Source organism: Mesorhizobium sp. B264B1B, assembly GCF_020165765.1.
GTDB lineage: Bacteria > Pseudomonadota > Alphaproteobacteria > Rhizobiales > Rhizobiaceae > Mesorhizobium.
Window position 1 is genome coordinate 309,950 of sequence record NZ_JAIUIS010000004.1, and the last position, 26,394, is coordinate 336,343.

Annotated in this window: 23 protein-coding genes; 15 read left to right on the plus strand and 8 right to left on the minus strand. The window is 60.7% G+C overall.

The window, feature by feature from the left end; translation table 11 throughout:
- The first annotated feature begins 29 nt into the window (after positions 1-29).
- The 3 genes from LB547_RS10725 to LB547_RS10735 all read left to right on the plus strand — a co-directional run bounded on the left by LB547_RS10725 (position 30) and on the right by LB547_RS10735 (position 3,563).
- Positions 30-1,226, plus strand: coding sequence for an amidohydrolase (locus LB547_RS10725; RefSeq protein WP_140567944.1), 1,197 nt, complete (start codon positions 30-32; stop codon positions 1,224-1,226).
- Complete coding sequence (locus LB547_RS10730) at positions 1,216-2,691, plus strand: amidohydrolase family protein (protein ID WP_140558788.1); 1,476 nt, start codon at positions 1,216-1,218, stop codon at positions 2,689-2,691. Before LB547_RS10725 ends, LB547_RS10730 begins: the two co-directional genes overlap by 11 nt.
- 155 nt (positions 2,692-2,846) lie before the next feature.
- Positions 2,847-3,563 (plus strand): GntR family transcriptional regulator, encoded by a 717-nt coding sequence (locus LB547_RS10735; RefSeq protein ID WP_140500714.1) that lies wholly within the window; start codon positions 2,847-2,849, stop codon positions 3,561-3,563.
- An 81-nt stretch (positions 3,564-3,644) separates the two neighbouring features.
- Here the strand turns inward: LB547_RS10735 and ade are convergent, their stop codons facing one another.
- The gene (ade, locus tag LB547_RS10740; protein WP_140763914.1) at positions 3,645-5,444 is read right to left on the minus strand and encodes an adenine deaminase; all 1,800 of its coding nucleotides are present in this window, start codon (positions 5,442-5,444) and stop codon (positions 3,645-3,647) included.
- Positions 5,441-6,415, minus strand: a complete 975-nt coding sequence (locus LB547_RS10745) for a LysR family transcriptional regulator (RefSeq protein WP_140500716.1) — start codon at positions 6,413-6,415, stop codon at positions 5,441-5,443. Before LB547_RS10745 ends, ade begins: the two co-directional genes overlap by 4 nt.
- A 160-nt stretch (positions 6,416-6,575) precedes the next feature.
- Between LB547_RS10745 and LB547_RS10750 the strand changes: the two genes are divergently transcribed.
- Genes LB547_RS10750 through LB547_RS10770 form a run of 5 tightly spaced genes read left to right on the plus strand, consistent with a single transcriptional unit; the run spans position 6,576 to position 12,943 of the window.
- On the plus strand, positions 6,576-8,357 hold the full coding sequence (locus LB547_RS10750) for an adenine deaminase (RefSeq protein WP_140763917.1): 1,782 nt from the start codon (positions 6,576-6,578) through the stop codon (positions 8,355-8,357).
- Between the two features lie 15 nt (positions 8,358-8,372).
- The gene (locus LB547_RS10755) at positions 8,373-9,386 is read left to right on the plus strand and encodes a BMP family protein (RefSeq protein WP_140763920.1); all 1,014 of its coding nucleotides are present in this window, start codon (positions 8,373-8,375) and stop codon (positions 9,384-9,386) included.
- Between the two features lie 29 nt (positions 9,387-9,415).
- Positions 9,416-10,933 carry an ABC transporter ATP-binding protein gene (locus LB547_RS10760; RefSeq protein ID WP_140763923.1) on the plus strand — a complete coding sequence of 506 codons (1,518 nt, stop codon included), beginning with the start codon at positions 9,416-9,418 and terminating at the stop codon, positions 10,931-10,933.
- On the plus strand, positions 10,930-12,012 hold the full coding sequence (locus LB547_RS10765) for an ABC transporter permease (RefSeq protein WP_224655856.1): 1,083 nt from the start codon (positions 10,930-10,932) through the stop codon (positions 12,010-12,012). Before LB547_RS10760 ends, LB547_RS10765 begins: the two co-directional genes overlap by 4 nt.
- Positions 12,005-12,943: an ABC transporter permease gene (locus tag LB547_RS10770; RefSeq protein WP_140763926.1), complete on the plus strand. Its 939-nt coding sequence runs from the start codon at positions 12,005-12,007 to the stop codon at positions 12,941-12,943. The genes LB547_RS10765 and LB547_RS10770 overlap by 8 nt, the downstream gene beginning before the upstream one ends.
- 266 nt (positions 12,944-13,209) lie before the next feature.
- Here the strand turns inward: LB547_RS10770 and LB547_RS10775 are convergent, their stop codons facing one another.
- Together LB547_RS10775 and LB547_RS10780 are read right to left on the minus strand one after the other, a co-directional pair.
- Entirely contained in the window at positions 13,210-13,608 is a 399-nt protein-coding gene (locus LB547_RS10775; protein ID WP_140500741.1) for a hypothetical protein, read from the minus strand.
- A 224-nt stretch (positions 13,609-13,832) separates the two neighbouring features.
- Entirely contained in the window at positions 13,833-14,237 is a 405-nt protein-coding gene (locus LB547_RS10780) for a hypothetical protein (RefSeq protein WP_140763929.1), read from the minus strand.
- A 262-nt stretch (positions 14,238-14,499) separates the two neighbouring features.
- Here LB547_RS10780 and LB547_RS10785 point away from each other — a divergent pair, with 262 nt between their 5' ends.
- The 5 genes from LB547_RS10785 (at position 14,500) to LB547_RS10805 (ending at position 20,680) form a co-directional block, all read left to right on the plus strand.
- Entirely contained in the window at positions 14,500-15,987 is a 1,488-nt protein-coding gene (locus tag LB547_RS10785) for an aldehyde dehydrogenase (RefSeq protein WP_140560692.1), read from the plus strand.
- A 48-nt stretch (positions 15,988-16,035) separates the two neighbouring features.
- The gene (locus LB547_RS10790; protein WP_140763970.1) at positions 16,036-17,724 is read left to right on the plus strand and encodes a thiamine pyrophosphate-binding protein; all 1,689 of its coding nucleotides are present in this window, start codon (positions 16,036-16,038) and stop codon (positions 17,722-17,724) included.
- 129 nt (positions 17,725-17,853) lie between these two features.
- The gene (locus tag LB547_RS10795) at positions 17,854-18,765 is read left to right on the plus strand and encodes an ABC transporter substrate-binding protein (RefSeq protein ID WP_140763932.1); all 912 of its coding nucleotides are present in this window, start codon (positions 17,854-17,856) and stop codon (positions 18,763-18,765) included.
- A 329-nt stretch (positions 18,766-19,094) separates the two neighbouring features.
- Positions 19,095-19,919 carry an amino acid ABC transporter permease gene (locus tag LB547_RS10800; protein ID WP_210241357.1) on the plus strand — a complete coding sequence of 275 codons (825 nt, stop codon included), beginning with the start codon at positions 19,095-19,097 and terminating at the stop codon, positions 19,917-19,919.
- Complete coding sequence (locus LB547_RS10805; protein ID WP_347439609.1) at positions 19,919-20,680, plus strand: amino acid ABC transporter ATP-binding protein; 762 nt, start codon at positions 19,919-19,921, stop codon at positions 20,678-20,680. Before LB547_RS10800 ends, LB547_RS10805 begins: the two co-directional genes overlap by 1 nt.
- A gap of 274 nt (positions 20,681-20,954) precedes the next feature.
- On the opposite strand, the gene LB547_RS10810 is transcribed toward LB547_RS10805, so the two are convergent.
- Positions 20,955-22,571, minus strand: a complete 1,617-nt coding sequence (locus tag LB547_RS10810) for an FAD-dependent oxidoreductase (RefSeq protein ID WP_140763938.1) — start codon at positions 22,569-22,571, stop codon at positions 20,955-20,957.
- A gap of 11 nt (positions 22,572-22,582) precedes the next feature.
- The gene (locus tag LB547_RS10815; protein ID WP_181167694.1) at positions 22,583-22,948 is read right to left on the minus strand and encodes a DoxX family protein; all 366 of its coding nucleotides are present in this window, start codon (positions 22,946-22,948) and stop codon (positions 22,583-22,585) included.
- A 341-nt stretch (positions 22,949-23,289) separates the two neighbouring features.
- On the opposite strand from LB547_RS10815, the gene LB547_RS10820 reads away from it, so the two are divergent.
- Together LB547_RS10820 and LB547_RS10825 are read left to right on the plus strand one after the other, a co-directional pair.
- Positions 23,290-23,727 carry a VOC family protein gene (locus LB547_RS10820; RefSeq protein WP_140560687.1) on the plus strand — a complete coding sequence of 146 codons (438 nt, stop codon included), beginning with the start codon at positions 23,290-23,292 and terminating at the stop codon, positions 23,725-23,727.
- A gap of 162 nt (positions 23,728-23,889) precedes the next feature.
- The gene (locus LB547_RS10825) at positions 23,890-24,285 is read left to right on the plus strand and encodes a Rid family hydrolase (RefSeq protein ID WP_140567930.1); all 396 of its coding nucleotides are present in this window, start codon (positions 23,890-23,892) and stop codon (positions 24,283-24,285) included.
- A gap of 225 nt (positions 24,286-24,510) precedes the next feature.
- Here LB547_RS10825 and LB547_RS10830 read toward each other — a convergent pair whose 3' ends face one another.
- Positions 24,511-25,806, minus strand: a complete 1,296-nt coding sequence (locus tag LB547_RS10830; RefSeq protein ID WP_140763944.1) for an NAD(P)/FAD-dependent oxidoreductase — start codon at positions 25,804-25,806, stop codon at positions 24,511-24,513.
- 115 nt (positions 25,807-25,921) lie between these two features.
- Positions 25,922-26,278 carry a RidA family protein gene (locus LB547_RS10835; protein WP_140672552.1) on the minus strand — a complete coding sequence of 119 codons (357 nt, stop codon included), beginning with the start codon at positions 26,276-26,278 and terminating at the stop codon, positions 25,922-25,924.
- Positions 26,279-26,394: the final 116 nt, after the last annotated feature.

A 26,394-nucleotide genomic window follows, 5' to 3' on the forward strand; every position in this document is an offset into this window, starting at 1 on the left:
AGTTCCGGGGCGCAAACAGGGAGACCCAGATGACCGAAGACCTTCTCATTCGCGATGTCAGGCCCTTGGGCGGCGCTGTCACGGACCTCTACATTCGCGACGGTCGGTTCGCGCAAGCAACCAGCGGGAAAGCGGCGCATGAAATCGACGGGCTTGGACAGGTTGCCCTGCCCGGCCTGGTCGAGGCGCACACGCATCTCGATAAGACGCTTGTCGGCATGGACTGGTTTCAGAACCGTGTGGGACCCACGCGCAACGACAGGATCCTGGCCGACAGGAAGGCCAAGCGGGAACTCGGCATCGATGCGCGCAGGCAATCGGCGCGTCAGATCGTGCAGACGCTGGCTTTCGGCGTGACGCATATCCGCAGCCATGTCGATGTGGATACGGAAATCGGCATTACCAACATCGAGGGTGTCGTTGCAACGCGCGAAGCCTTCAAGGGATTGGTCGACGTGCAGGTCGTCGCCTTCCCGCAAAGCGGCATGCTGGGACGCGAAGGCACGCAGGCGCTGATGGAGGACGCATTGAAGGCGGGGGCCGATATTGTCGGCGGCATCGACCCGGCAACGATCGAGCGGGATCCGGTTCGCCACCTGGACGCAATCTTCGCGCTCGCGGATCGATACGGCAAGCCGGTCGACATTCATCTGCACGAACCGGGAGAATTGGGCGCCTTCTGCCTTGAGCTGATCGTCGAACGGACCAAGGCGCTCTCCCTTCAGGGCCGCGTCATGGTGAGCCATGCCTATTGTCTCGGCATGCTGGACACGCATAGGCAGCACACGTTGATCGACGCGCTGGCGGCTGAAGACATCGCCGTCATGACGGTCGGCAGCCCATCCGCGCCGGCGGTTCCGCTGCGCATGATGCGCCAGTCCGGCCTCGTCGTGGCATCCGGTTCCGACGGCATCCAGGGCACCTGGGAGCCATGGGGCAATGGCGACATACTGGAGCGGGCCAAATATCTTGCGCAGCGCAACGGCATGACCAACGATGCCGATCTGGAAGAGACGGCGCGCGTTTGCACCTTTGGCGGCGCGCAAGGTATCGGCCTGACGGATTATGGGCTTTCGCCCGGTTGCCACGGCGATGTCGTGCTGGTTTGCGCGCGGACCCTGGCGGAAGCCGTGGCCCTGACCCCACGGAAGCGCACGGTCATCCGCGGCGGCCGCGTGCTCGTGCGTGACGGTGCGCTGGCCGGAGATCTGCCCGATGTCGCATAGTCGTCGGACGAACCAGCGTGACGACGGACCCGTCCTGCTCACCGCACGATGGGTTGTCGGCCACCGGGACGGGCGCCATGTCCTTCTGGAGAATGGCGAGGTCGTCCATGAGAACGGCAGGATCGTCTTCGTCGGCCATCGCTACGGCGGGCCTGTAAAGCGGCGGATCGATCATGGCAGGGCGCTGATCGGCCCGGGTTTCATCGATCTGGATGCGCTTTCGGACCTGGATACGGGCGTGCTCGGCCTCGATCATCAACCCGGCTGGAAGAAGGGCCGCGTCTGGCCGCGCGACTATGTGGAAGCCGGGCCGGTAGAAATGCTGGCGCGCGAGGAGCTGACGTTTCAAAAACACTATGCCTTCGCGCAACTCATCCGCAACGGCATCACTACTGCATTGCCGATCGCATCGCTGTTTTATCGTGCATGGAACGAGACATCGGACGAATTCGCATCCGCCGCCGAAAGCGCCGCAGAGTTGGGCCTTCGCGTCTATCTCGGGCCTGCCTTTCGCGCCGGCCATTCCGTCATCGAAGCGGATGGCGGCATCGTCGTCGAGGTGGACGAAGAGCGCGGCGCGGAGGGTCTGGACGGGGCCGTTGCCTTTTGCCTGGAGCACGAAGGGGGCTTCGGCGGATTGGTGCGAACCATGCTTGCACCGGACCGTGTCGAGTTCTGGACCGCCGACCTGTTGCGCAGGACCGCCAATGCCGCGCGAGACCTCGGCGTGCCGGTCCGTCTGCATTGCTGCCAGTCTTCATTCGAGATCGAGACAGTGCGTCGCCGGTTCGGCACGACATCCGCCCGCTGGCTCCAGGACATCGGCTTTCTCAGCGAAAGAGCGTTGTTGCCGCATGGCACCCACGCCGACGGCGATGATCTCGAAATCATCGCCGGTTCGGGTGCCACATTGGTGCATTGCCCGCTGGTGATGGCGCGGCATGGCGCGGCGCTCGACAATTTCGCCCGCCTTCGCGGCCAGGGTCTGCGCATCGGCATGGGCACGGACACCTGGCCACCCGACATGGTGCAGAACATGCAGGTCGGCCTGATGCTCGGCCGCGTCATGGCGGGCAATCTGGAGACGCCGAAATCAGCCGATCTCTATGACGCGGCAACGATTGGCGGCGCCGACGCGCTCGGCCGGTCGGACCTGGGACGTTTGCAGGCGGGAGCAGCCGCCGACATCGTCGTGTTCGACCTGTCCGGCAACCATCTGGGACAGGTCCTCGATCCGATCGCCTGCCTGACGACGTCCGCAAGCGGACGCGATGTGCACACGGTCATCATTGACGGGCGCACCGTGATGAGCGCCCGAACCATTCCGGGTTTCGATCTCGATGCAGCCCACCAGCGCGCACAGGCCCAGTTCGAACGGCTTGTCCAGCGTTATCCGCAACGCACCTGGCGACATCCGACGGTCGCCGAGATTTTCCCTCCCAGCTATCGGATGTTCATGGCATGAGGGCTCCAGAAACGACACACAACGATTGGAATAAACCTTGATGGCACGCGAGCCGACGGCATTGGCCCTCGACGCCGGGCCGTTTGCATCTCTAAACTCCGGCTTTGCGGATGCTTTTCTTCTTGTGTGCTTGGATATGAATTTCAGGATCGGTCATGACAATCAACATTCGCAATAAAAATCCGAAATCCGCCGTATCCAAGTCCGACGCGGTCTATCGCACGTTGAAGCGCGTCATACTCGACCAGGCGCTGACCGCGGGAACAAAGCTGCCTGAGGATTCGATCGGCGAGCGGCTGGGCGTCAGCCGCACCATTGTCAGGCAGGCGCTGGCAAGGCTGAACGGCGAAGGCCTGGTCGAATTGCGCCCGCACAAGGGCGCCTGCGTCGCGCAGCCGAGCCTGGAGGAAGGCCACAATATATTCGAGGTGCGGCGGGCGCTTGAAGCGCTGGTGGTCGACACGCTGATCGGCAAGCTGACGCCGCAAAAGATCAAACAGCTCGAAGCTCATGTCGACGCGGAAGAGATGGCCAAAGCCAACAATGCCGCGTCGTCGATTCAGCTGGCCGGCGAATTTCATGTGCTGCTTGCCTCGCTCACCGGAAACGAACTGTTGCTGCGCTATGTCACGGAACTCGTTTCGCGTTCATCGCTCATCCTGTCGCTCTACGGACGGCCGCATTCGTCCGACTGTGCCGTATCCGAGCATCACGAGATCATTGCCGCCCTGGCCGCGGCCGACCGGAACAAGGCTGCTGCCTTGATGGACCATCATATTGATGCAATCACCACACGTGCACTGCTGAAAGCGAAACCCGAAAATGACTTTCCGGACCTTCTTGCTGCCTATGCGCGGGAGGAAGGGCTATGATTTATTGGATGAATGCCGAAGAGACGAGGAGTGACCCGAAAATGATCAGGACGAAGGTGATGTCAGGTTAAATCCGCCTCCTCATGCGGTCGTGGCGACCAGCACTTCGGTCGGCTGGAACTTCAACACATCGATCAGTCCGATGTCGGAGATGCGCAATTCCGGGATGACGACAAGCGCCAGCAGAGAGTGCTGCATATAGGCATTATTGAGGGCGCATCCGCAGGCAAGCATCGCCGCGATCAGGCCATTGGCTTCTTCTGCCACGATCTCGGCGCGCTGGTCAGACATCAGTCCGGCGATCGGCAGCCTGACAAGCGCAAGTTCGCGTCCTTCGCTGAACAGCACGACGCCTCCGCCGACCTGTCCCAGCCGATTCGCCGCCAGCGCCATGTCGTTCTTGTCGGTACCCACCACGATCATGTGATGACTGTCATGGGCGACGGTGCTGGCGATGGCGCATGGTTTGTCGTAACCGAAGCCGGAAACAAACGCGTTGATGACCTTTCCCGTGCCGTGATGCCGTTCCACCAGCGCAATCTGGCAGACGTCACCGGTCCGATCCATCTGAACGATACCATGCAAGACGCCGAGCGAAGCCTCCAGGGCACGGGTCGGTGCCTGGTTCTCGAGCACGCCGATGACCCGCGTCATGACCTGGTTCGCACCCTCGGGCGCCACGATGTCGAAGTCCGCCGCTGAGAGCTTCTTGCCCAAGCGAACCGTGTTCTTGGTCGAGGCGGGATAGTCGTAGGGCGTGATGTCGGCGACGAGCTTGCCGTCGTTCGACACCACACAGCCGCGTGCGATGACGGTTTCGACCGGGAGTTCGGTGAGATCGGAGGTCAAAACCAGGTCGGCGCGCCGCCCGGGCGTTATCGAGCCAAGCTCACGCTCCATGCCGAAATGCTGAGCAGTATTCAGGGTGGCCATCTGAATCGCGGTGATCGGCTTTAATCCCTGGGCGATGGCATGGCGCACAACGCGGTTCATATGGCCGTCATTGACTAGTGTGCCGGAATGGCTGTCGTCGGTACACAGCACGAAATTGCGCGAGTCCAGGCTGAGCTCGGTCAGCGCCTTGATCTGCGCGGCGACGTCGTACCAGGCGGAGCCAAGCCGTAACATGGCGCGCATGCCCTGGCGCACCCGCGCAACGCAGTCGGCCAGGCTGGTGCCTTCGTGATCGTCGGACGGACCGGCGGCGACATAGGCATGGAAGGGCAGACCGAGATCCTTCGAGGCATAGTGGCCGCCCACCGTCTTGCCTGCCGCCTGAGTGGCAGCGATCTCGGCCAGCATGTCGCCATTTCCGGCGACCACCCCAGGAAAGTTCATCATCTCGCCGAGGCCGACGATGTTCGGCCACGACATCGCCTCACGCACGTCGGCGGGACCGAGGCTGGCACCCGCGTTCTCGAGGCCCGGAGCGCTCGGCACGCAGCTCGGCATTTGCACGAACACATTGATCGGCAGTCCGGCAGCCTCGTCGTGCATCAGCTTGACGCCCGGCATGCCTAGGACGTTGGCGATCTCGTGCGGGTCGATGAACATCGAGGTGGTGCCATGCGGGATGACCGCACGCGCGAACTCGGTAACGGTAACCATGCCGCTCTCGACATGCATATGCGCATCGCACAGCCCCGGCAGCGCGTAGCGGCCCTCTCCGTCGATAATCTGCGTCTCGGGGCCCACGGCATGGTCGGCATTCGGGCCGACGAAGGCGAAGCGGCCGACCGCGATGGCAATGTCCGTCGCGGGGATGATCTCGCCCGAATGGACATTCACCCAGCGCACGTTCCGGACCACCATGTCGGCCGGCGTGCGTCCCATGGCGACATCAACCAACTGCGGCGCGCATTCGAACCAGCTCTGGATCATCTGTTGTTTTCTCCCCCGGCGCGCGCGCCCGCAAAGGGCCGCACGACCTCGACGCAATATCTTGGCGAACTGTAAGCGGCGCGCTGGCGGTAATAGTCCAGGCAGAAATCAAGGAAAGCGGCGAACTTACGCGACACATACCGGCGTCGCATGTAGAGCAGATTGATTGGAACCAGTGGCGAGCGCCATTGCGGGAGCACCGGCACCAGATCGCCGTTCTTGCACTCGATCTCGGTGAAGAAGGCTGGCAGATAGACGATACCCTCGCCGGCTACGGCGAAGTATTTCAGCATCCAGTAGTCGTTCGCCATGCACTGCGCGGTCGGCATGAAGTCGACCGTTTCCGCGCCGCGCTCGAGGTGCCAGGATTGCACGCCGCTCGGGCGGCGGAAGGCGACGGCCCCATGGCCCGCCAAGTCTGCGGGCGTCGACGGTTCCCCGAATTGCTCAATGTAGCGCGGGCTGGCGTAGAGACAGAAGGAAGCCTCCCCGAGCTTGCGAGCGATGTAGTCTGAGTTCGCCGGCTCGCCCCAATGGAATATGCCGTCGAAAGGCTGGTGCTTTTCGGGCGCCAGGAAATAGCCGAGCGAAAGGAAGATCACGTCGACATTCACCTGCGGATACTGTTGACGGAAGGCGAACAGCAGTTCCGAGGTGAAGGAAGTGCCGAACTCGCCGGTCGAGCCGATCGTCAGCGTGCCGGCGATATCGTGGCCCGCCTCGGCGATCGCCGCCTTGGCTCCTTCGCAACTTTCCTTGATGCGTTGCGCATGGTCGAGGAACTCGGCCCCGGCATCGCTCAAATGCAATTCCCGACCGTCGCGCACAAACAGTGCGACACCGAGCGAATCCTCCAACGCGCGCACTTTGTGACTGAGGCTGGACTTGGGCAGTCCATACAGTTTCGCGGCGTGCGAGAGCGACTGCGCCTCCGCCACTTTGATAAAATAATCGATCGCTTCAAAATCCATCGATCGTCCAAGAATTTGAACGGTGCGTCCAGAACTAGCCAGAAACTGCCATTTGCATGGACGACCCTAATACGACAGGATCAGAGCGCGCAAGGTGGGATTTTTGGCGCAGACAAGCTTGGTCCCAAGCCCGAGCGAGGCCACACGAGCGGAGATGAATTTGTCCGACATACGCGAATTCATCCGTGCTGGTCGCGCCGAGCATAAATCGACTCTCATCGTCACCGGCGGCACACTAGTCAACGTCGCTTCGGGTGAGATCTATCCGGCCGACGTCGCCGTCTACAAGGATCGCATCGTCGCTGTCGGAGACGTCTCGGAGTACCGCGGCCCCGAGACCGAGATGATCGATGCTACTGGTTATTTCCTCTGCCCTGGCCTGATAGACGGCCACCTCCACGTTGAATGTTCCAAGATGTCGGTAACTAGCTTCGCCAAGGCGGTGGTGCCGCTCGGCACCACTTCGATTGTGTCGGGCCTCGACCAGATCCTCGTGGTGTCCGGCCTGGAAGGCGCCCGCGAATTCCTCGACGAGGCCAAGGCAACCCCTCTCAAGATCTTCTGGGGCGCACCATGCAAGACGCCCTACACACTGCCTCGCTCCAACGTCGGCTATTATTTCGGACCGGACGATCACCGCGCCACCCATTCCTGGCCGGAATGCGTCGGCATATGGGAGACGGTGCGCGAGTTCGTCGACACGATGGATGAGCACGTTCTGCAGGCGGTCGAGATCGCCGAAAAGAGCCGTCTGCCGATCCTCGGCTGCTCGCCGATGTGTCGCGGCAATCGATTGAACAGCTACCTGCAGGCCGGAGTGCGCTCCGACCACGAGAGCTACACGGCGGACGAGATGCTGGAGAAGCTGCGCAAAGGCATGCATGTCGTCATTCGCGAATCTTCGATCTCCCATTTTCTCGAAGAGAACCTGCGGATGGTCACCGAGATGGGAATAGCCGCGACGAGCCGGGTCAGCTTCTGCACCGATGACGTGGTCGCCTCGGATATCCTGGCCCGCGGCCACCTCGACAACATGATCCGCATGGCGGTCGCGATGGGAGTTCCGCCGCTCACCGCCATCCAGATGGCGACCATCAACGGCGCCGAGGCGCTGCGCATCGGCCAGAAGGTCGGCTCGATCTCGCCCGGGCTCGCCGCCGATATCCTGCTGGTCAAGGATATCGCGGACTTCCATGTCTCAGGTGTCATCGCGAAAGGCAAGCTGGCCGCTCGCGACGGCAAGCTCGTGGACGATCTTGCGCCGCCTGCCCGCAGCGCCGTTGTCACCAACACATTCAAGGTAGCGCCGGTTTCACAGAAAGACCTATTGGTGCGCGCGCCCGGAGCGGGCGACAAGGCGGCCGTGCTGGCGATCGCCGTTACGCCCGAGAGAATATTCGTACGCACGCGACGTGATGTCGTGCTCCCGGTCCGCGACGGCTATATAGACGCGGATCCATCACAGGACGTGCAGTATCTCACCGTCGTCGAACGCTACGGCCGCACTTCCCATCGGCCGGTCGCGTTCGCTTCAGGCTTCGGACTGCGCTCCGGCGCACTCGCCACTTCGACGGCGCCTGATGATAACAACATCGTTTGTGTGGGCACCAATCCCCACGACATGTCGTTGGCAATCAACCACATTATCGAGAACAATGGCGGCCAGGCGGTGGCGGACGGCGGTCGGATCGTGTCATTCCTGCCCCTGCCGATCGGCGGAATCGTATCGGACATTGATCCTCCAGAGATGGCGAAGAAAGAGCAGGATCTCGACGCGGCCGCGCGCGCGCTCGGCTGTAGGCTGCCATGGCCTTTCATGTACATGTTCGTGCTGCAGATCACCGCGATACCCGATTTCGCGATAACCGATCTCGGCCTGATCGATTGCATAAACCTGACGGTGGTCGATCCGTTAAGCCGGCTTCATGACTGGGAACGCTAGAAAAGGGAGGGAACCATGCTGAAAAACCTTGTTGTCGCTGTTTCGCTCGTGGCCGCGACGTGGCTGTGGGGCGGCCGCGTACAAGCCGAAGAGCCGACCAAGCTCAGGATCGCCGGCATTCTTTCGGCGGGCAAGGAAGCACCGTGGGAATCATCCTTCGTGAGTTCCATGGACCGGATCATCGCCGCCAAGCCTCACGGCCTCGACATCGAGGTCAATTATACCGAGAACGTTTACGACAATGCCGAGCAGGTGTTCCGCACCTATGCTGAGACCGGCGACTACGACATCTTGTTCGGCGACACCGCCTATGCAGATGCGATCGAGAAGCTGAAGGACGAATTCCCCGATACGATGTTCGTCATGAGCGGTTCGGGCAATCGCGGACTCGGCGGCAATGCCTATTGGATATTCGTCCACGCGCACGAGCCTGCCTACGTGATGGGGCAACTGGCCGGCAAACTCACGAAGTCGAATGTCATCGGCGCCATCTCCACCTTCCCGGCCGAAGATACCAACGATCAGATCAATGCCTTCTTCACCGGCGCCAAGGAAGCGAACCCAAACGTGAAACAGAAGATCACCTTCATCCAGTCCTGGTTCGATCCGGCTAAATCGAACGAGGCGACCTCGGCGCAGATCGCCGCCGGCGCGGACATGATCTACCAGATGTCGGGCGCCTTCGAGGTTTGCGAGGAGCGCGGCATAGGCTGCTTCGGCAATTATGTGGACATGTCGGAAGTGGCGCCGAAGTCGATCGTCGCCTCCACCATCGTCAAATGGGATCCGCACATTAACTGGATCATCGATGAATGGTGGAAGGCAAAGACCATGAACGCCAAATTCGACGCGCCGAAGGAACCAAGGTGGTTCAGCTGGCAGCAGGGTTCGGGCGACCTCATCCTCAATCCTGCCTGGGAAGCCAAAATGCCCGATGACGTAAAGGCGCTTGCGGCTGAAACGGCCAAGGCCATCCAGGGCGGCAAGAAGAAAATCGAGCTCAATCTGAACGAGCCGAAATCGGACTGACGCCGGAGGTGGTGCCGGGCCGATCCGAGATGAGCAAGATACCGCGCCTGTCGGTTCGGCACCTGACGAAGCGTTTCGCTGCGCTTGCCGCCAATGACGACGTCTCGCTCGACGTCATGCCCGGCGAATTGCATTGCTTGTTGGGGGAGAATGGCGCAGGCAAGTCGACACTGTCGTCCTGCCTTTACGGGCTCTACCAGCCAGACGCCGGCGAAATTCGGGTGGACGGCAAGACCGTCCAGCTAGGCTCGCCGGGCGAAGCCATCCGCGCCGGCATCGGCATGGTGCACCAGCATTTCGTCTTGGTGCCCAGCTTCACTGTGCTGGAGAATGTGGCGGTAGGCACGGGCTCCGGCTGGCGGCTGGGCCGGGCTGAGGCTCTGTCCAGGATCGAGACGATCTGCTCCACCTACGGCATCTCGCTCAACTCACACCGGCACGTCGGCGACCTTTCCGTCGGCGAACAGCAATGGGTCGAGATCGTCAAGGCGCTCTACACTGGCGCCAGACTACTTATCCTCGACGAACCGACGGCGGTGCTGACGCCCGAGGAATCGCGCCGCCTGTTTGCGATCGTGCGGCGGCTCACCAGTGAAGATCTGTCGGTCGTGCTGATCAGCCATAAGATGTCGGAAGTGATGCAATCCGACCGGGTCAGCGTGCTTCGCAAGGGCAGACTGGTCGGAACGGTCGTAACCTCGAACGTCAGCCGCGACCAACTCACCACCATGATGGTCGGCCGCTCCGTTGCGGCGCCGGCGCGCGCCGCAGATGCGAAAGCGACCGGCGAGACGGTGCTTTCGGTGCGTGGGCTCACGCACCTGCGCGATGGAAGGCCCGTGCTGGACAACGCATCGCTCGACATCGCAGCCGGCGAGATCGTCGGCATCGCCGGCGTTTCCGGGAATGGCCAAGATGAGCTGTTCGAGTGCCTCGCAGGCCTCGCCGCGCCCGACGGCGGCACGGTCTTGCTCGATGGCGAAACTCTGCAGGCGTACTCACCGGCGACGATTGCTGCGAAAGGCATTGGCTACGTGCCCAGCGACCGCTTCCGCGACGGGCTCGTTGCCGATCTCGATATCGGCGAGAATCTTGTACTCGGCCAACAATGGCAAACGCGCTGGCGCAATGGGCCATTTATCGACACCGCGGCGCTCGACGCAAATGCGCGCATGGTCATCGCTGCCTATTCGATTGCCGCAACCGGGCCGTCGTCACCCTCTCGCAAATTGTCTGGCGGCAACGCGCAGAAGGTCATCCTCGCCCGCGAGTTTGCCAAAGCGAAGCGGCTTCTGCTGTGCAACCAGCCGACGCGCGGACTCGATGTCGGCGCCATCGAATTCGTCTACCGACAACTCCTGCACAAGCGCGACGAAGGCTGCGCCATCCTGCTTGCGAGCGAGGAACTGGAGGATCTTTTCGCTCTCAGCAGTCGTATATGTGTGATGTTTCGCGGCCGCGTCCTTGCGGTGCGCGATACGGAAAAAACCACCTATGACGAAATCGGCAGCCTGATGGCCGGCCATGGGAGCGAGGCTGCGGCGTGACCGATTTCAACCTCGTGGAGTGGCGCCTCGAGCGCCGGCTGGAACCGCGGCCGACCGCGCGCATCGTTGCACTTGCTTTGGCGGCGATCGCGGCGGTTTTGGTTTGCAGTCTGCTTTTCGCCGCCGCGGGCGCCAGCCCGGGTGCCGCCTTCACGGCTCTCCTGAAAGGCAGCTTTGGCTCGTTGCGCGCCGCCGGCGAAACGCTGGTCAAGGCAACGCCCCTGATCTTCACCGGTCTTGCCGCGTGTGTCGCCTTCCGCGCGCGTATCTGGAACATTGGCGCCGAAGGCCAGGTTTTTGCCGGCGCCATGTTCGCTTATTGGGCGCAGCACAATCTCACCGGCTTTTCGCCTTTCATCCAAATTCCTGTGGTTATAGCCGGTGGCATTGTCGGCGGCGCACTCTATGCCGGCCTTGCGGGCGTGCTGAAGACCCGCTTCTCGGTCGATGAGGTGATCTCGACCGTCATGCTCAACTACATCATCGTCTATGTCCTTTCGCTGCTGCTGCTGCGCGGCCCATGGAGCGAGGCGGGCGCCTTCTTCGAACAGACGCCGAAGGTCGATCCGGGCTCGGTGCTTCCGTTGCTGTTTTCCGGTTCACGCCTGCATTCCGGCTTCCTGCTGGCGATTGTGGCGGCTGGCTTGGTTCACATGCTGTTGACGCGCACACCGCTGGGCTATGAGATCAAGGCTGCCGGGTCCAACATGCGCGCGCTCGATGTACAGGGCACCAATACTCGAAGGCTGGTCATAGTTGTGCTTCTGGTTTCCGGCGCGCTTGCGGGGCTCGCGGGGATCACGGAAGTCTACGGCGTCCATTACCGCCTGAAGGCAGGCGTAATAGCAGGTTACGGCTACAGCGGCATCATCGTGGCCATCCTCGGCCAATTGCATCCGCTTGGCGTCGTCGTTGCCTCGGTGCTGTTCGGAGCGTTGCTCAACGGCGCTACGCTCATGCAGATCAAGACCGGCGTGCCCTCGGCGCTGATATACGCCATCCAGGCGATCCTGCTTTTGTTCTTCCTAGCTGGCTGGGCAGCGTGCAATTTCCGCCTGCGGAGGGTCGGCCGTGCTTGACGCACTCTTTCAAACCTCAATCCTGGTCAGTGTGGCGGCGGCCACCATCCGCATCAGCACCCCGCTCCTGCTCGCCGCACTTGGAGAACTCATCGCCGAGCGCAGCGGCGTCTACAATATGGGTCTTGAGGGCATGATGCTGATGGGAGCCTTCACCGGCTATCTCGCCACCTATGAAAGCGGGTCGTTATGGCTGGGCGTCCTCGCTGCCGGATTTACCGGCGCGCTGATGGCTCTCGTCTTTGCCGTGCTGGTGATCACGCTGAAAGTAGAGCAGATCGTCACCGGTCTTGCCGTCAACCTGCTCGGCGCCGGCCTTTCCACATACTGGTTGCGTTCCGCTTTCGCTGGCGATGGCAAGACGCCGACCATCCCTTTCTTCGCCGATGTGCCGGTGCCAGGGCTGAGCGATGTTCCCGTGCTGGGCCCCATCCTGTTTGACCAGCGGGTGCTGACCTACATAGCCTTTCTGATGGTGCCGGCGGTATGGCTCTTCCTGTTCCGGACGCGTTATGGACTGATCGTGCGCTGCGCCGGCGACAATCCCAAGGCCCTCGATGTTAAGGGGGTAAAGGTCGCGCCGGTGCAATATGCCGCCGTGCTCTTCGGCGGCCTGATGGCGGGCGTTGCCGGCGCGTTTCTCTCCGTCGGCCAGGCGGCGCGTTTCGTGCCGGACATGACCAACGGGCGCGGCTGGCTGGCCATCATCATCGTCATCGCCGGCCTATGGCGCCCCTACCCGATTTTCGTGGCGGCTCTGGTGTTCTCCTTCCTCGACGCGCTGCAATTGCAAATCCAGGGCGTCGGTATCGCCATTCCCTACCAATATATGTTGATGATGCCTTATGTTGCGGCGATCGTTGCGTTGATGATCCGTCGCTCGCGGACCAGCGCACCGGCTATGCTGGGCGTGCCGTACAGGCGGGAATAGGGTGGTCGGTTTTCATTCTGCTGCTGTAAGGCTGCCTGTACGTAGCTGCCATGCGGCATGGCTCAACCCGTGACCGCGGCAGCAAGCTTCCAGCAAGATCGACCGCTTTGGCGAAGCCGGTATTGTAGCCCAACCCGCCCAGGTAGGGAGACCTGACCGTCAGTCACGGGACGTCACAGGGCAAGCAATTTGCCGCCCTGGAAATCTGGATCGTTGGAACTCGACTATCCCGCTGGTGGTTAGCCAGAAGGCTGCATAAGCCTCGCTCAGGAACGCCAGCCACCACTGCCGAAGTGACCTGAACTACGGAGCGTCGCCAGCAGGATGTTGGCTGCTCCGCGTTGATCAATCTTCGCTTGCTCACCAAGCGGAGACGCATTCCAGGCAGCCAGTTCTGACACCAAAAGAGCGGTATCCCCGTCTACCGATGCGCATCTAAGTTGTCCGTTCTTCCCCATCACGATTATAGCTGTACCTATCACGCCATATCCAATCGCAGCTATCCGCTGAACCCAGGTATCGCCGTCAACGCGGACATCGAACAGAACCGACCCTTCGGTTTTTTCCGCAGCGTCCGCCACACGATCACAGAACGGTCGATTGAGGCCTTCGATGTTGCCGAGTGACTGCTCAAACAAGGCCAATTCGACATGCTCTGCCACCATAGCTGTGAGAGTGCGCGCTAGCTGGCCCAATCAGCAAGACACCAGGACCCATTATCCACAGCAGCCACAGCTGGTCCCCTTTTTGCCTACTTAATGCTCCCCCCGTCGGACCGCGAGCCGGGCGACGGCCTCTATGGCTTGGTCGACCTGGTCCGTCGTGGTGTAGTGTGACAGACCCAGCCGTGCGACGCCTTTTTTCGCGCGGTCCAAGCCTGCCGGAGGCTTCATGGCATAGAGTCGCCGGCCCAGCCGAAGATGTTTTTCCTCAGCCAGCGCAGCCGCGTTTTCCAGCGGCGAGCGATTGGCCAGCCGGAAGCTAAAGGTCGGCACGCGCGCGTCCAGTCGGTTGCGGCTGGCGATGCCGAGAGCGTCAGGCCGGGTATGGCCGTCGTACCGGCGAGGAATCGATCCATCAACCCAGCCTCGTAGGCGGTCGCCGCCTCCAATCCCGTCACGATGCGCCGGTCCAGCGGCGGCGCCGCGTCGACACCAGCACATTGCTCGCCGAGCCACGCGATGTGCTCGATCGCCGCTTGCGTGCCGGCCTGCGCCTCAAAGCACGGCGTGCCGGGCGGACGCACCTTGAGCGGGGTGAGCCGTTCGCGCAATCCGACCGCCACGAACATCATGCGCTTCTCGACGACAGATTTGGTCCCCCGTGCTGCGCCTGAGGGCTCATCTGGAGCTTCGGTATGGATATCATTTTTAGCCTCTCCATCACGCATCCTGCCCCCTTTTCCCGGTTCGGTGCCCTTGACAAGCGGAAAGTATCGGTATTTTCTCCATGAAATGATATTATTATTATCTGGAAAAGATGTTTAATTCACCTCTCAGATGTCCCGCATCAGGGCATCGGACGAGGGCCTTGAGTGAGGAAGACAGGAGAACCGGATGGCGGGCGAGCTCAGCAAAATGAAGATGTATATCGGCGGCGAGTGGGTCGAGCCGGCATCAGGGGATTACTTCGAGACGGTGGATCCCTTCACGGCCAAGCCATGGGCGCTGGTGCCGAGAGGAAATTCCGCGGACGCTGACCGCGCCATTCGCGCTGCGGACCGTGCTTTCAGAAAAGGTCCCTGGGGATCCATGCATCCCTCCGAGCGCGGAAGGCTTATTTATCGGCTTGGCAGCCTCATCGAAGAACATGCCGACGCGCTCGCGGAAATCGAGGTGCGCGACAATGGCCGCCTGCTCGCGGAAATGCGGCATCAAATCCGCTACATTCCCAAATGGTACTACTACTATGCGGGTCTGGCCGACAAAATCGAAGGCGTCGTCCATCCCTGCGACAAGCCGGCGCTGAGCTATTCCCGTCCGGAGCCTTTGGGGGTTTGCGTAGGCATCGTTCCATGGAACGCGCCGTTGCTCCTTTTCTCGCTCAAGGCCGCGCCCGCTCTCGCAGCGGGGAACACCATCGTCATGAAGCCGGCGGAACATACGTCCGCCACCGCCCTGAAGCTTATGGAGTTGGTCGAACTGGCTGGCTTCCCGCCTGGGGTGATCAACGTCGTGACCGGGTTTGGCAAGGAAATTGGCGAGCCGCTCGTAACGCACCCATTGACGCGTCATGTGGGCTTCACGGGCTCGACGGCAACTGGAGCGCATCTGTATTCGCTTGCGGCTCGCGACGTGAAGCGGGTCAGTCTCGAGCTGGGCGGCAAATCGCCAAATATCGTCTTCGATGATGCTGATCTGGACAACGCTGTCCGCGGCGTGGTCGGTGGCATTTTCGGAGCGACAGGACAGACCTGCATCGCCGGTTCGCGCCTGCTCGTGCAAAGACGCATTCACGACCAGTTCGTCGAGAAGCTTTCGGCCTTTAGCGGCGCGGCACGCGTCGGTGATCCGCGCAAGGTAGAGACCCAGATCGGCCCGATTGCCAACGCCATGCAGTACGACAGGGTGCTGGGTTACATAGACATTGCAAGGCAGGAGGGCGCAAGCCTCGTCTTGGGAGGCAAGCGACCCCAGCTTGCCGAGTGCAAGGACGGTTTCTTCATAGAGCCGACCATATTCACCGGCGTCAAAAACGATATGCGGATCGCCCGCGAGGAAGTATTCGGCCCGGTCCTTTCGACGATCGTATTCGACGACCAGGAAGAAGCGGTAGCGATCGCGAACGACAGCGAGTTCGGCTTGGCGGCCGGCGTCTGGACTTCAGACATGAAGCGTGCGCTCCGCATGTCCGAACAACTCGATGCGGGCAGCGTCTGGATCAACACTTATCGCGACATCTCCTACACGACTCCGTTCGGCGGCTACAAGAAGAGCGGCTTAGGGCGCGAAAACGGCGTGGAGGGCATTCGCGAATACCTCCAGACGAAGGCGGTGTGGCTATCTATGGCCAAAGAAATCGAGAACCCCTTTGTCATCGGTTGAAGGTCAGCGGGTAGATTGGAGTCGGGCCGGGGAGCGGGTGCGCAGATGATGAAGCGGAAAGGCAGCGAGATCCTCGCTGACGAACTTAGGCTCAACGGAGCCGAACTTGTCTACCACGTCCCTGGCGAGAGCTTTCTTTCCGTTCTGGACGCTCTGGCGTGCCGTCATCCGGAAATCCGCACAGTCACCTGCCGCCACGAAAACGGCGCTGCCCAGATGGCTGAGGCCCATGGCAAACTGACCGGACGGCCCGGCATTGCATTTGTCACACGCAGTCCCGGCGCCACCAACGCTGTGAACGGCGTGCACACGGCCTACCAGGATTCTTCGCCGATGGTCCTGATGGTGGGCCAGGTGAAGCGTGGGTTGATGGAGCGCGAAGCGTTCATGTCCTACGACTTTCGCACGATGTTCGCGCCCATGACGAAATGGGTAGCGCAGATAGATGACCCGAGACGTATCCCGGAATTCATCCAGCGGGCCTACCACACGGCCATGACCGGCCGGATGGGTCCAGTCGTCCTTGTGGTGCCGGAGGACGTGCTCGAGGAGGAATGCGTCGTGGCGGAAGGAAAGCCTTACAGGCGAGCCTCGGTTGGGACACCCGCGCTCGCCGACATGGAGAAGGTGCGCGCCATGCTCTGCGATGCGGAGCGGCCGCTAATTATCGTCGGCGGCTCGGGCTGGACCGAGCAGGCGCGCGACGACATCCAGCGGTTTGCCGAGAATTGCAGCGTGCCGGTCGTCACCACGTTTCGTCGTCGGGACATCATCGACCATCGACTGCAATGCTACGCCGGAGAGATCGGCATTGGCGCCAATCCGGCTCTGCTTTCGCACATCAGGGACACCGACCTGGTGATCATGGTCAATGACGCGCTCAGCGATGTGAACACGATTGGTGCCGGATATATGGAGGGCTTCACGCTCTTTGATATTCCCGTGCCGAAGCAAAAGTTCGTCCATGTGACGAGCAGCCTGGAAGAATTGAACCGGGTCTTTCAGGTCGACCTCGCAATACTTGCCGGCAACGACGCGTTCGCCGCCGCGCTAGCCAAGCTTCCTCCGGTCGACCGCGCTGCGAGAGCGGAATGGGTCCGCCGGCTGCGCAAAACCTTCGAGATGGAAACGACGCCGGGACCGTGCCCAGGTCCGATCGACTTGCCAAACATGATGAAATGGCTTCGGGACCGGTTGCCCGATGACGCGATCGTGACGAACGGCGTGGGCGCCTACGCGACCTGGAGTCAGAGATATTTCGCCCACTACAAGCTGCATACGCAACTTGGTCCGATTAGCGGCTCGATGGGTTATAGCCTTCCGGCCGCCATCTCGGCGAAACTGCTTTACCCGGAGCGGGTTGTCGTCAATTTCGTCGGCGACGGCTGCTACCAGATGTGCGGAGAAGAACTCGCAACCGCTGTCCAGTACGGCGCCAACGTCATCATCCTGCTTTTCAACAACAACATGTACGGGACGATCCGTATCCATGAGGAAAACAGGCTCGAAGGCCGCGTCAATGGGACCAACCTGACGAATCCCGATTTCTGCATGCTTGCCAAGGCTTACGGCGCCCACGCCGAGCGTGTGCGTAAGACCGAGGATTTCGCTCCGGCGTTCGAGCGCGCGATCGGCTCTGGCACGCCTGCCCTGATCGAACTCGCCCTCGATCCCGAGGCGATCCACACGCGTTACTCGCTGACAGATTTAAGAAACCGAAGATCGGGAAGGGCGTGAGCCATCCTGCCTGACGCGAACAAAATTAGCCGGTTCGATAGCTGGCCGGCAGGAGCACCCTCGGCAGAAGGGGTGAGCAAACAAAAGGGTGTCAAACCCATTCAACCACACAAGCGAAGGGGAAGTAAAATGAGGAAAGTGATACTTGCAGTTTCGGTCGGGCTCCTTGCCGTGACCGCTCTCGTGCTCGGCAGGCCGACAGTCGCGCTTGCCGATGACGCAATCACAGCTTCGGTCAAGACCGATCCGGCCCTGCACGCGATGCTGCCCAAGAGCATCCAGGATTCCGGAATTATCAAGCTGGCGACCGATGCGCATTATCCTCCGTGCGAGAGCTTCGCGGAAGACAATGTCACGATGATCGGCTGGGAGCCGGACCTTTGGGATGCCCTGGCGAAGAAGCTCGGGGTCAAGGTCAAAGCGGAATCAATCAACTTCGATGGCTTGATTCCCGGCGTCCAGAGCGGTCGCTACGACACCGCGATGGAGTGCATCTCCGACACGGTCGAGCGCGAGAAACAGGTGACGTTCGTCGATCTGTCGATTTCCATCAACGGCATCTTCACGCTTGAGAACAGTGCGATCACCGACAATCCGCTGAGCCTGTGCGGCCTGAAAAGCGGCGCGCAGAAGGGCACGACATTTGTCCAGAGCATCAAGGAATTGCTTTCGCCTCTCTGCGTGAAGAACGGCAAGGCGCCGATCGCAACGAACGAGTTCGCTTCGGCGGATGCCACTATCTTGGCGCTGCTTTCAGGCCGCGTCGACTTCCTGGTCAATGATGCTTCCGCCGCCGCGTTTATCAAGAAACAGTCGTCTCAGCCGGTGAAGCTGATTGTGCTTGACGTGCTGCCGAAGCAAATCGACGGCTTCATCGTCAAGAAAGACAACACGGAACTGGCCAATGCGCTATTGGCCGGAACGAAAGCGCTGATGGATGAACGCGTCTATGACCGCATCATGGACAAGTGGGATATCGCGGCTCTGAAGCTGAAAACGCCCGGCATCAATCTGGTCTCCAAGGGCGCGACCGCCAACTGAGACCCGAACGGCCAAGGCACAAGCTTCCATCGTTGCCTTGGCACCGCAGCTTTCCGGCTCCGATCGCCCAATCGGGAATCGGAGCCGGAAAAAACCGGCCGGGACAACCATCCGGACTTCGATGAAGACAGCGCCGAATCTTCTTGCAAGACTACGGCGCATGGGAGGAAATGTTGGAAGCCATGCAACCACGAAAGTTTGGCCGGCTCGTGCCTGAGACGCCGCTCGACCAGACGGAGCAGAAGCGGCTGCAACGCAATCTTGCGTCTGATCACAAGCTGATGGTTGTTCCTGTCCGCAAGCCGGGCAGATGGATCGCCGCAGCGGCCATGGCGGCGGCGGCGATATGGCTGGCTCATGGAATCGTCACCAATGCCAACTTTGGGTGGGACGTGGTCTTCGCGAACGTGTTTGAGCCGATCGTCCTGCAAGGGCTTGGACTGACACTATGGCTGACCGTTGCCGCGATGTGCATCGGAACCGTTTTGAGCGTCATCCTCGCGATCATGCGGATTTCGGAGAACCCTTTTCTCAATGTCCCGGCCGGGCTCTACCTTTGGTTCTTCCGCGGAACGCCGGTCCTTGTGCAGCTCATTTTCTGGTACAATCTCGCCTTCCTGATACCGGAAATCGTTATTGGAATTCCCTTCGGCCCGACCTTCTTCAGAGGTTCGGCCAACGATCTGATCACACCCTATTCTGCCGCCCTGCTCGGCCTCGGCCTCAACGAGGGCGCATACATGGCGGAGATCGTCCGCGCCGGCATCATGTCGGTAGATCAAGGTCAGCAGGAGGCTGCTCGGGCGCTGGGAATGAGGCCGGGACAGATTCTGAGGCGGATCGTTCTCCCGCAGGCAGTACGAGTCATCGTGCCGCCGACGGGCAATGAGACGATCGGGATGCTGAAGATGACGTCGCTGGTGAGCGTCATTGCGCTATCCGATCTTCTCTATTCGGTCCAGACGATCTCATCGCGCACCTTCCAGACCATCCCGCTGCTGCTCGTCGCCTGCGTTTGGTACCTCGCCATAACCTCTGTGATGACCGTGATACAGGGACGGATAGAGAAACGATTTGCTCGGGGAGACCGCACGGCAACGGTATCATGGTCGAGACGGATGTTCGGTGGCTCAGGCATAAGGAATTCGAAATGATAATGCCCATGGTTTCCGCCGTTCAGGTGGGCAAGAGCTTTGGCGCCCTTTCAGTCCTCAAGGGAATTGATTTCGATGTCGAACTCGGAGAGGTCGTATGCCTGATCGGCCCCTCCGGTTCAGGCAAGTCGACCTTGCTCAGATGTATCAATCATTTGGAGAAGATCGATTCCGGGGCGCTCTATGTCGATGGCGACCTGGTGGGATACTGCCGCAGGGGAGATCGACTTTATGAACTTAAGGAAAGGGAAATCTCCGTCAGGCGATCCAATATCGGCATGGTCTTCCAGCGTTTCAATCTGTTCGCCCATATGACTGCGCTGCAGAATGTGATCGAGGCCCCCATCCTGGTTCAAAAGCGCCCACGGAAGGAGGTTGTCGGCGAGGCGATCGCACTCCTCCAACGGGTCGGGCTGGGCAGCAGGCTCGATGCCTATCCGGATCAGCTTTCCGGCGGCCAGCAGCAGCGGGTGGCAATCGCGCGCGCTTTGGCGATGAAGCCCAAGCTCATGCTTTTCGATGAGCCGACGAGTGCACTGGATCCCGAACTCGTCGGCGAGGTGCTCGACGTCATGCGCTCGCTCGCCGCCGACGGCATGACGATGATCGTTGTCACTCACGAAATGCGCTTTGCCGAAGATGTGGCGGACAAGGTCGTATTCATGGACGGCGGGATGGTCATTGAAGAAGGGCCACCAAAGCTGATTTTCGGCAGCCCCCGTCATGAGCGGACACGCGCGTTTCTTTCGCGCATCATCTGAACCTGGCAATCCATGGACGCGGACGGCGATTTTTGGCGCCGCCTTCCCGCTTCCGTCGATGGTGACGGCCGCACGAACCTGGAAGGGGCGCATGCCAAAAGGTTCGGGAACGCTACGCCGCTTCGACGAGGCCGCCGCCATGGAAGGCAAGCGCCGCCTTGGCCGGCCATGCTGGCCGGCGTGCCCTTCGGCATCCAGCAGCGCCGGGTCCTTTCACTTGAAGGCCATCGCGTGGTCATTGACTGCTCGTTTTTCAGGCACCCTTCGAAATGGCTCAGTCGTTTGCGCAGACGATGGACTCCGCGCAGATGTAGCCCCACGTCAGGTTGGGCCCCAATGTGGTGCCGGCTCCCACCGCCCACGTGCCGAACGGATTAGCCATCGCCACGCCCACGCAATAGAGACCTTCGACCACTCTTCCGTCCGCTCTGAGCACGCGACCGCCGGCGTCGGTTCGAGGTCCGCCCTTGGTTGAGACGATGGTACGGTTGAATGGAATTGCGATGAAGGGAGCCTTTTGGATCGGTGACAGGCGGCTTTTCCCGGGACCCTTCTTCGCCTGGCCCGATGCCATACCCTCACGATGAAATTGTCCATCCACGCCGGACGCACAGGACGCGTTGAAACGCTCGATCGTCAGCGCGAATTCATCGGCGGGCAGTTTGGTTGCTTCGGCAAGCGCCGAGATTGTTTGCGCCTTCTTGATCCAACCCGGATTGCGCGCTGCAAAGTGCCGCAGGATGGGCGAGTTCTTAAGGAACGCTTGATCGCTGACCAGCCATGCCGGCAGATGAACCGGCTGACCGGTGGAGGGATCGCGTTCATCTATGACTTCCCCGAGGTTGAAGCGGTATTCGTTGACGAAACGTCGGCCATGCCGGTTGACAACAATCGCGTTGGGTTCCTGGTGAAAAAAAGAGCTGACGCCAAAGGGTCGACGTGACCCACTCAGCGGGAAGCCTCCAGTGATGTTCGCTTGATCCATGTGAGCAAGTTCTGCACCGGCCGCAACCGCGATACGAACAGCGTCCCCATCATTTCCCGGCGGACTTGCGATGAAATCGCAGTGCCCGGGAAAATGCTTTTCCCGCAATTCGGTATTCCATTCAAATCCACCGGTAGCCAGGACGACTCCCTTGCGAGCCAGGATGCTCCGTTTCGCGCCCGCCGCCTCGACCACCAGCCCCTTCACACGTCCCTTTTCAACGATCGGGGCGACCGCGCGGGCTTCGAGCGTTATACGGCAGCCATGGTGCAGGCAGCCTTTGAGCAGCCCCGTGACGAGGGCGGTTCCCATCCCTCTGGCGCCGGTTAGCAGTCGCCAGAACAGTTGCGGCCACCTTCTGAAGGCGGCTTCGACCGGATGATGGAATGGGTCGAGTTCAAGCATCTCCTGGAAAGTGAATACATGCGGGAGACTTGGGGGCCTCAGAATCCGGGCATAGGGCCCGGCTAGCTTCCGTCTTAGCACCCCGGGCGACAGCATCCGCCCGACATTCACGGCTCCTGCTCTTTCGAGATGAGGATCGCCCTCCGTCATCAGCGAGAAGCGTAGCGGGGTCTCCCTTTCGAGGAAGGCCAGCATGTTCGGGGCCTCATCGACGAAGCTGCGCCAGAGCGCGTCTTCGGTCTCCCTCCAACCGTCGGGAGCCACAGCCCGGATATAGGTCAGGGCGCGCCCCCGGTCGTCCGACAGGCCAGCGGCGGCAGCGTGGTGGTTCGCCGGAATCCAGACGGCCGCTCCGGACATCGCCGTGGTCCCGCCGACGAGACCGGTCCGTTCAAGAATGATGGTGGATAGACCTGCGGCGGAAGTGCGAAGTGCCGCTGCCAGGCCGGCCGAGCCAGATCCCGCGACCAATACGTCGCACGTTTCATCAGGCTCTGCCATCGGCCTGACCCTTAGACCGCGTCTGCCGCTAGGAGCAGCAACGCCGCCACAAGCGAGAAATTGACCAGGATCATGTAAAAGTGTCGGTCGCGTTCCGGCCCGCTATACATAAACATGTTGTGGTAAAGCGGGGTCGCCACCACAAGGAAGGCGATCAGCACAACGACGGCCGGCAATACCCAGTATCCGGCGATCAGCGCCAGGCCCGCCACTGCCTGAGTCGCAAACCCGGCAGCCATTATCGGCGCCGGCAAAAGCCAGCCATAGCTGGTTTTCACCACCGTGACCCGCTGCTTGAAATGCAGAAAGTGCCGCGCGCCGGCGATCAGGAAAAAACCGCCAATGATTACCCGGCCAATCGCCTCAAGAATCGACACTCTCTCGCTCCATGTGGATATGATATTTTTTCTTCTATGCTATAATATCAGTTTTATCAAGCCCAATGCCTGAATCCCCTGATTGATCCGGCCTCTTCTTCGCCGCTTGCCGGTATCCCATCCCATGGGCACGGAGGCCGAGACGATTCCCTGGACGCCACCCGAGAAGCTCAAGCCCTTGCAAGGATGGGCAAAAACAGCAGAATTGGCAATATGCGCGCCGTAAAGCGGACCGAGTGGGCAGCGCAGATCAAAAATATCATTATTGACGTTTATTGATATGGAAATTGGCTGCTGAAACGTATAGCACTGTCCCAGTTTGATTAACTGCGGAGGATGAGATGAAGTTCAACCACAGCATGGTGCGAGTGCGCGATCTGGATGCTGCTTTGGACTTTTACGTGCACAAGCTCGGGCTTGTCGAAGTGAAGCGCACGGAAAATGAAAAAGGCCGCTACACCTTGGTCTTCCTCTGTGCTCCCAACGATATCGAGATTCTCGGAGGCAGCGCGCCGCAGATCGAGCTCACCTACAATTGGGATATCGAGGACTATGGATCGGCCCGGAATTTCGGGCACCTGGGCCTCGAAGTGGACGACATCTACGCAGTCTGCGAGCGGCTGGTGAAGGGCGGCGTTACGCTGAGCCGACCACCGCGAGATGGTCGCATGGCGTTTGTCCGATCGCCCGACCTCATTTCAATCGAACTGATGCAGCGAGGTACACCGTTGCCGCCGGGGGAGCCTTGGGCCTCAATGCCCAATGCCGGTGCTTGGTGAACCGATCGAGTAAAGGCAACTATGCGCAACCCGGCTGGGCCGATCTGACTTTGGATGTCCTGTCGGGCCGCGCAAGTGCCATGTCCCTTTTCTGTGATGCGCAGGAATACCGGGCCTACCCTACCCATCGGCAGCATCACTCAACTTGAGGCTGGAACTTTCATGCGCAATCGAATCTTTTCCGGGGCCTCGTCCGAAGCCATAGCCGGTTACGCCAAAGCCGTCATCGATGGTAGGATCATCTACGTTTCGGGCACTACTGGACGCGATCCAGTCACAAACGAGTTTCCCGAGGATCCAGCCCAGCAGGCACGAAATGCCCTGTCGTCGATCAACGATACCCTTCGCCAGGCGGGATCGAGCTTGGCCGATGCTGTGGTTAGCCGCGTCTTCGTTACGGATGCCGAGGCGGCATCGGCCGTCGTACCGGTTCTTGGTGAGGTCTTCGGCGACATCAGACCAACAAGCACCTTCCTCATCTGCCAGATTCCTGCTTCCGGTGCCCGGGTCGAGATTGAGATCACCGCGTCCAGATCCGACTCGGTAATCCTGGGGTGAACGGACAATCCCGGAGTGGACCGCTCTGCTTCCGGGCTGTATGGCTCCCCCTCCTCGCGGCCGCCTTTTTAGTCTTTCCCGGCCGGCCTGCGGATTGGCAGTTGCGCATCTTGAAGCGGCTGAAGCGCCTGCCATCAAGATCGAGACCAAGATCCGGTTAAGCGCGAGTCCGCGACGAGTTGCGGCAAGACGGTCCCTACTGCGAGATAACCTATTCCGCAGTATTCATCCTGCCTTCGGCGAGGTCCAACTTTTTGCGAAGCGCATTGGTGACAAGGCCGAAATGTCAACGGGCGATCGCCGGCCCGCGGCGAGGTCCGAGAGAACCTTTCCGGCCATCGGACCCGGGCCAAAGCCATGACCGCTGAACCCTGTTCCGACAAGCATGCCCGATATGCCTTCAATTGGGCCCAGGACCGGAATGACATCCGGCATTGTGTCGATGATCCCCGCCCAAAAGGTCTCGATCTCCAGAGAGGCCAATGTCGGCAAGAGCCGAGAAAACTCACGATTCGCCTGCTCCACGCGAAATAGTTCCGGACGCGGGTTGTCGCGGCTGGGTGGAAAGTCGGCGACCGGCAAGTGTGTCCGCAACGGAAAAAACCGCTTGATCGGCGCAAGATAATCTATGCGTGCCGCATCGGGATTGGACTTTCGTGTGGCCTCGTACCATCGCATATGCCGCCAGGAATCCAGCCGCAGGTCGTATTCACCTCCGGCGACGGATATCAAATAGGCCCCGTTCAGATCCTGCCGGATGCCGGTATGTTGACCCGAGACGCAGGCCGCTATGCGCGATTCGGGCCTCGCCACCGTTCTTGCGACCGTCGCCCGGACGAACTCCTGAGGCAGATCCAGTCCTGCCTTCCTCAACAGGGCGGCACTCCCGGCTCCCGCGGCGACGATTACCGTGCCCGCGCGGTAAAGCCGACCGCGGATCCGGACGCCGGAGATTTTCCCGGCGCCGGTTTCTATGCGAGTGACCGACTCACCGAAAGCGAATGCCGCTCCGGCTCCGAGCGCCGCATCAAAAAAAGCCCGGGTCGCTCGGGCAGGCTCGGCCTTCCCGTCACTGGGCGTGTACATCGCTCCGACCACGCCGCAATCAGTTGCCAGTTGAGGTACCAGCGCGTGGGTTTCCGTTGCCGACAGCATCCGCGTGTCGAGCCCAAACTCTTCGGCCGCCCGCTTTTGCCAGGCACGCCGGGAAACAAGATCAGCCTCGCTGAACGCCAGAGACAGGTTCCCGCCTTGCTGCCATCCCACCCGGCGCCCCAGTTCCGCTTCGATTTCTTTCCACATCGACAGGGCGCCGATCATCAGTGGAAGTTCTCGAAAGTCGCGATTCTGCTGACGGACAAAGCCGACGTTGCGGCCAGATTGCGCTGATCCCGGTGCGTCTCGCTCCACTAGCAGGACACGCATTCCATTCTTGGCGGCATAATATGCCGCGGAGCATCCGACAACGCCCCCGCCGATAATGATCACGTCCCAGTCGCGTTTGGATATCGCTTCCATCATGCCGCCGCGTTGCCGTGTTCCGCAGAGAAAGTCTTATCGCTCCACGCGGGATCATCGAGAACCTTGGCAGGCTTGCCGCGCGAAGACGTCCCGTCTATCAACAAAGACTGGCCGCTCACCGCCAAGCCGTGACCATGATTTCCACGTTAAGAGCAGGATCAGCCAACCGCGACTCCACGCAGGCGCGAACGGGCTTGCCGACATCGGCGACCCATTCTTCCCAAACCGTATTGAATTCGTTGAACGTAGCGCTGTCCGTCAACCAAATCTGCGCGCTGACGAGATTCCCTTTGCTGCTGCCTGCTTCAGCGAGATGATGGTCGATCCTCTGGAGGATCTCTTTTGTCTGCGCGGCCACGGTAGCGCCGCGCGTCTCCACCGCGGTAAGGCCAGCCAGAAAAACGAAGCCACCCGCCTCCACGGCAAGACTCATGCGATTGTTCTCGCTATGTCGAACGATCCCGCTGCTCATTCCAACCCTTCCCGCACCAAGAGATTTATATATTACATTAGAAAATATATGATAGGATAAGTGACGCATAGCCTTTGTCAAGCGGTTAGGATTCGCGGCTTAACAGACCGTCGTTT

Excerpts from the sequence above, each read along its gene's own strand:
- LB547_RS10725 (WP_140567944.1), top strand. The coding sequence starts at position 30 with ATGACCGAAGACCTTCTCATTCGCGATGTCAGGCCCTTGGGCGGCGCT.
- LB547_RS10730 (WP_140558788.1), top strand. The coding sequence starts at position 1,216 with ATGTCGCATAGTCGTCGGACGAACCAGCGTGACGACGGACCCGTCCTG.
- LB547_RS10735 (WP_140500714.1), top strand. The coding sequence starts at position 2,847 with ATGACAATCAACATTCGCAATAAAAATCCGAAATCCGCCGTATCCAAG.
- ade (WP_140763914.1), bottom strand. The coding sequence starts at position 5,444 with ATGATCCAGAGCTGGTTCGAATGCGCGCCGCAGTTGGTTGATGTCGCC.
- LB547_RS10745 (WP_140500716.1), bottom strand. The coding sequence starts at position 6,415 with ATGGATTTTGAAGCGATCGATTATTTTATCAAAGTGGCGGAGGCGCAG.
- LB547_RS10755 (WP_140763920.1), top strand. The coding sequence starts at position 8,373 with ATGCTGAAAAACCTTGTTGTCGCTGTTTCGCTCGTGGCCGCGACGTGG.
- LB547_RS10760 (WP_140763923.1), top strand. The coding sequence starts at position 9,416 with ATGAGCAAGATACCGCGCCTGTCGGTTCGGCACCTGACGAAGCGTTTC.
- LB547_RS10775 (WP_140500741.1), bottom strand. The coding sequence starts at position 13,608 with ATGGTGGCAGAGCATGTCGAATTGGCCTTGTTTGAGCAGTCACTCGGC.
- LB547_RS10780 (WP_140763929.1), bottom strand. The coding sequence starts at position 14,237 with ATGATGTTCGTGGCGGTCGGATTGCGCGAACGGCTCACCCCGCTCAAG.
- LB547_RS10785 (WP_140560692.1), top strand. The coding sequence starts at position 14,500 with ATGGCGGGCGAGCTCAGCAAAATGAAGATGTATATCGGCGGCGAGTGG.
- LB547_RS10790 (WP_140763970.1), top strand. The coding sequence starts at position 16,036 with ATGAAGCGGAAAGGCAGCGAGATCCTCGCTGACGAACTTAGGCTCAAC.
- LB547_RS10795 (WP_140763932.1), top strand. The coding sequence starts at position 17,854 with ATGAGGAAAGTGATACTTGCAGTTTCGGTCGGGCTCCTTGCCGTGACC.
- LB547_RS10800 (WP_210241357.1), top strand. The coding sequence starts at position 19,095 with ATGGCGGCGGCGGCGATATGGCTGGCTCATGGAATCGTCACCAATGCC.
- LB547_RS10810 (WP_140763938.1), bottom strand. The coding sequence starts at position 22,571 with ATGGCAGAGCCTGATGAAACGTGCGACGTATTGGTCGCGGGATCTGGC.
- LB547_RS10820 (WP_140560687.1), top strand. The coding sequence starts at position 23,290 with ATGAAGTTCAACCACAGCATGGTGCGAGTGCGCGATCTGGATGCTGCT.
- LB547_RS10825 (WP_140567930.1), top strand. The coding sequence starts at position 23,890 with ATGCGCAATCGAATCTTTTCCGGGGCCTCGTCCGAAGCCATAGCCGGT.
- LB547_RS10830 (WP_140763944.1), bottom strand. The coding sequence starts at position 25,806 with ATGATGGAAGCGATATCCAAACGCGACTGGGACGTGATCATTATCGGC.
- LB547_RS10835 (WP_140672552.1), bottom strand. The coding sequence starts at position 26,278 with ATGAGCAGCGGGATCGTTCGACATAGCGAGAACAATCGCATGAGTCTT.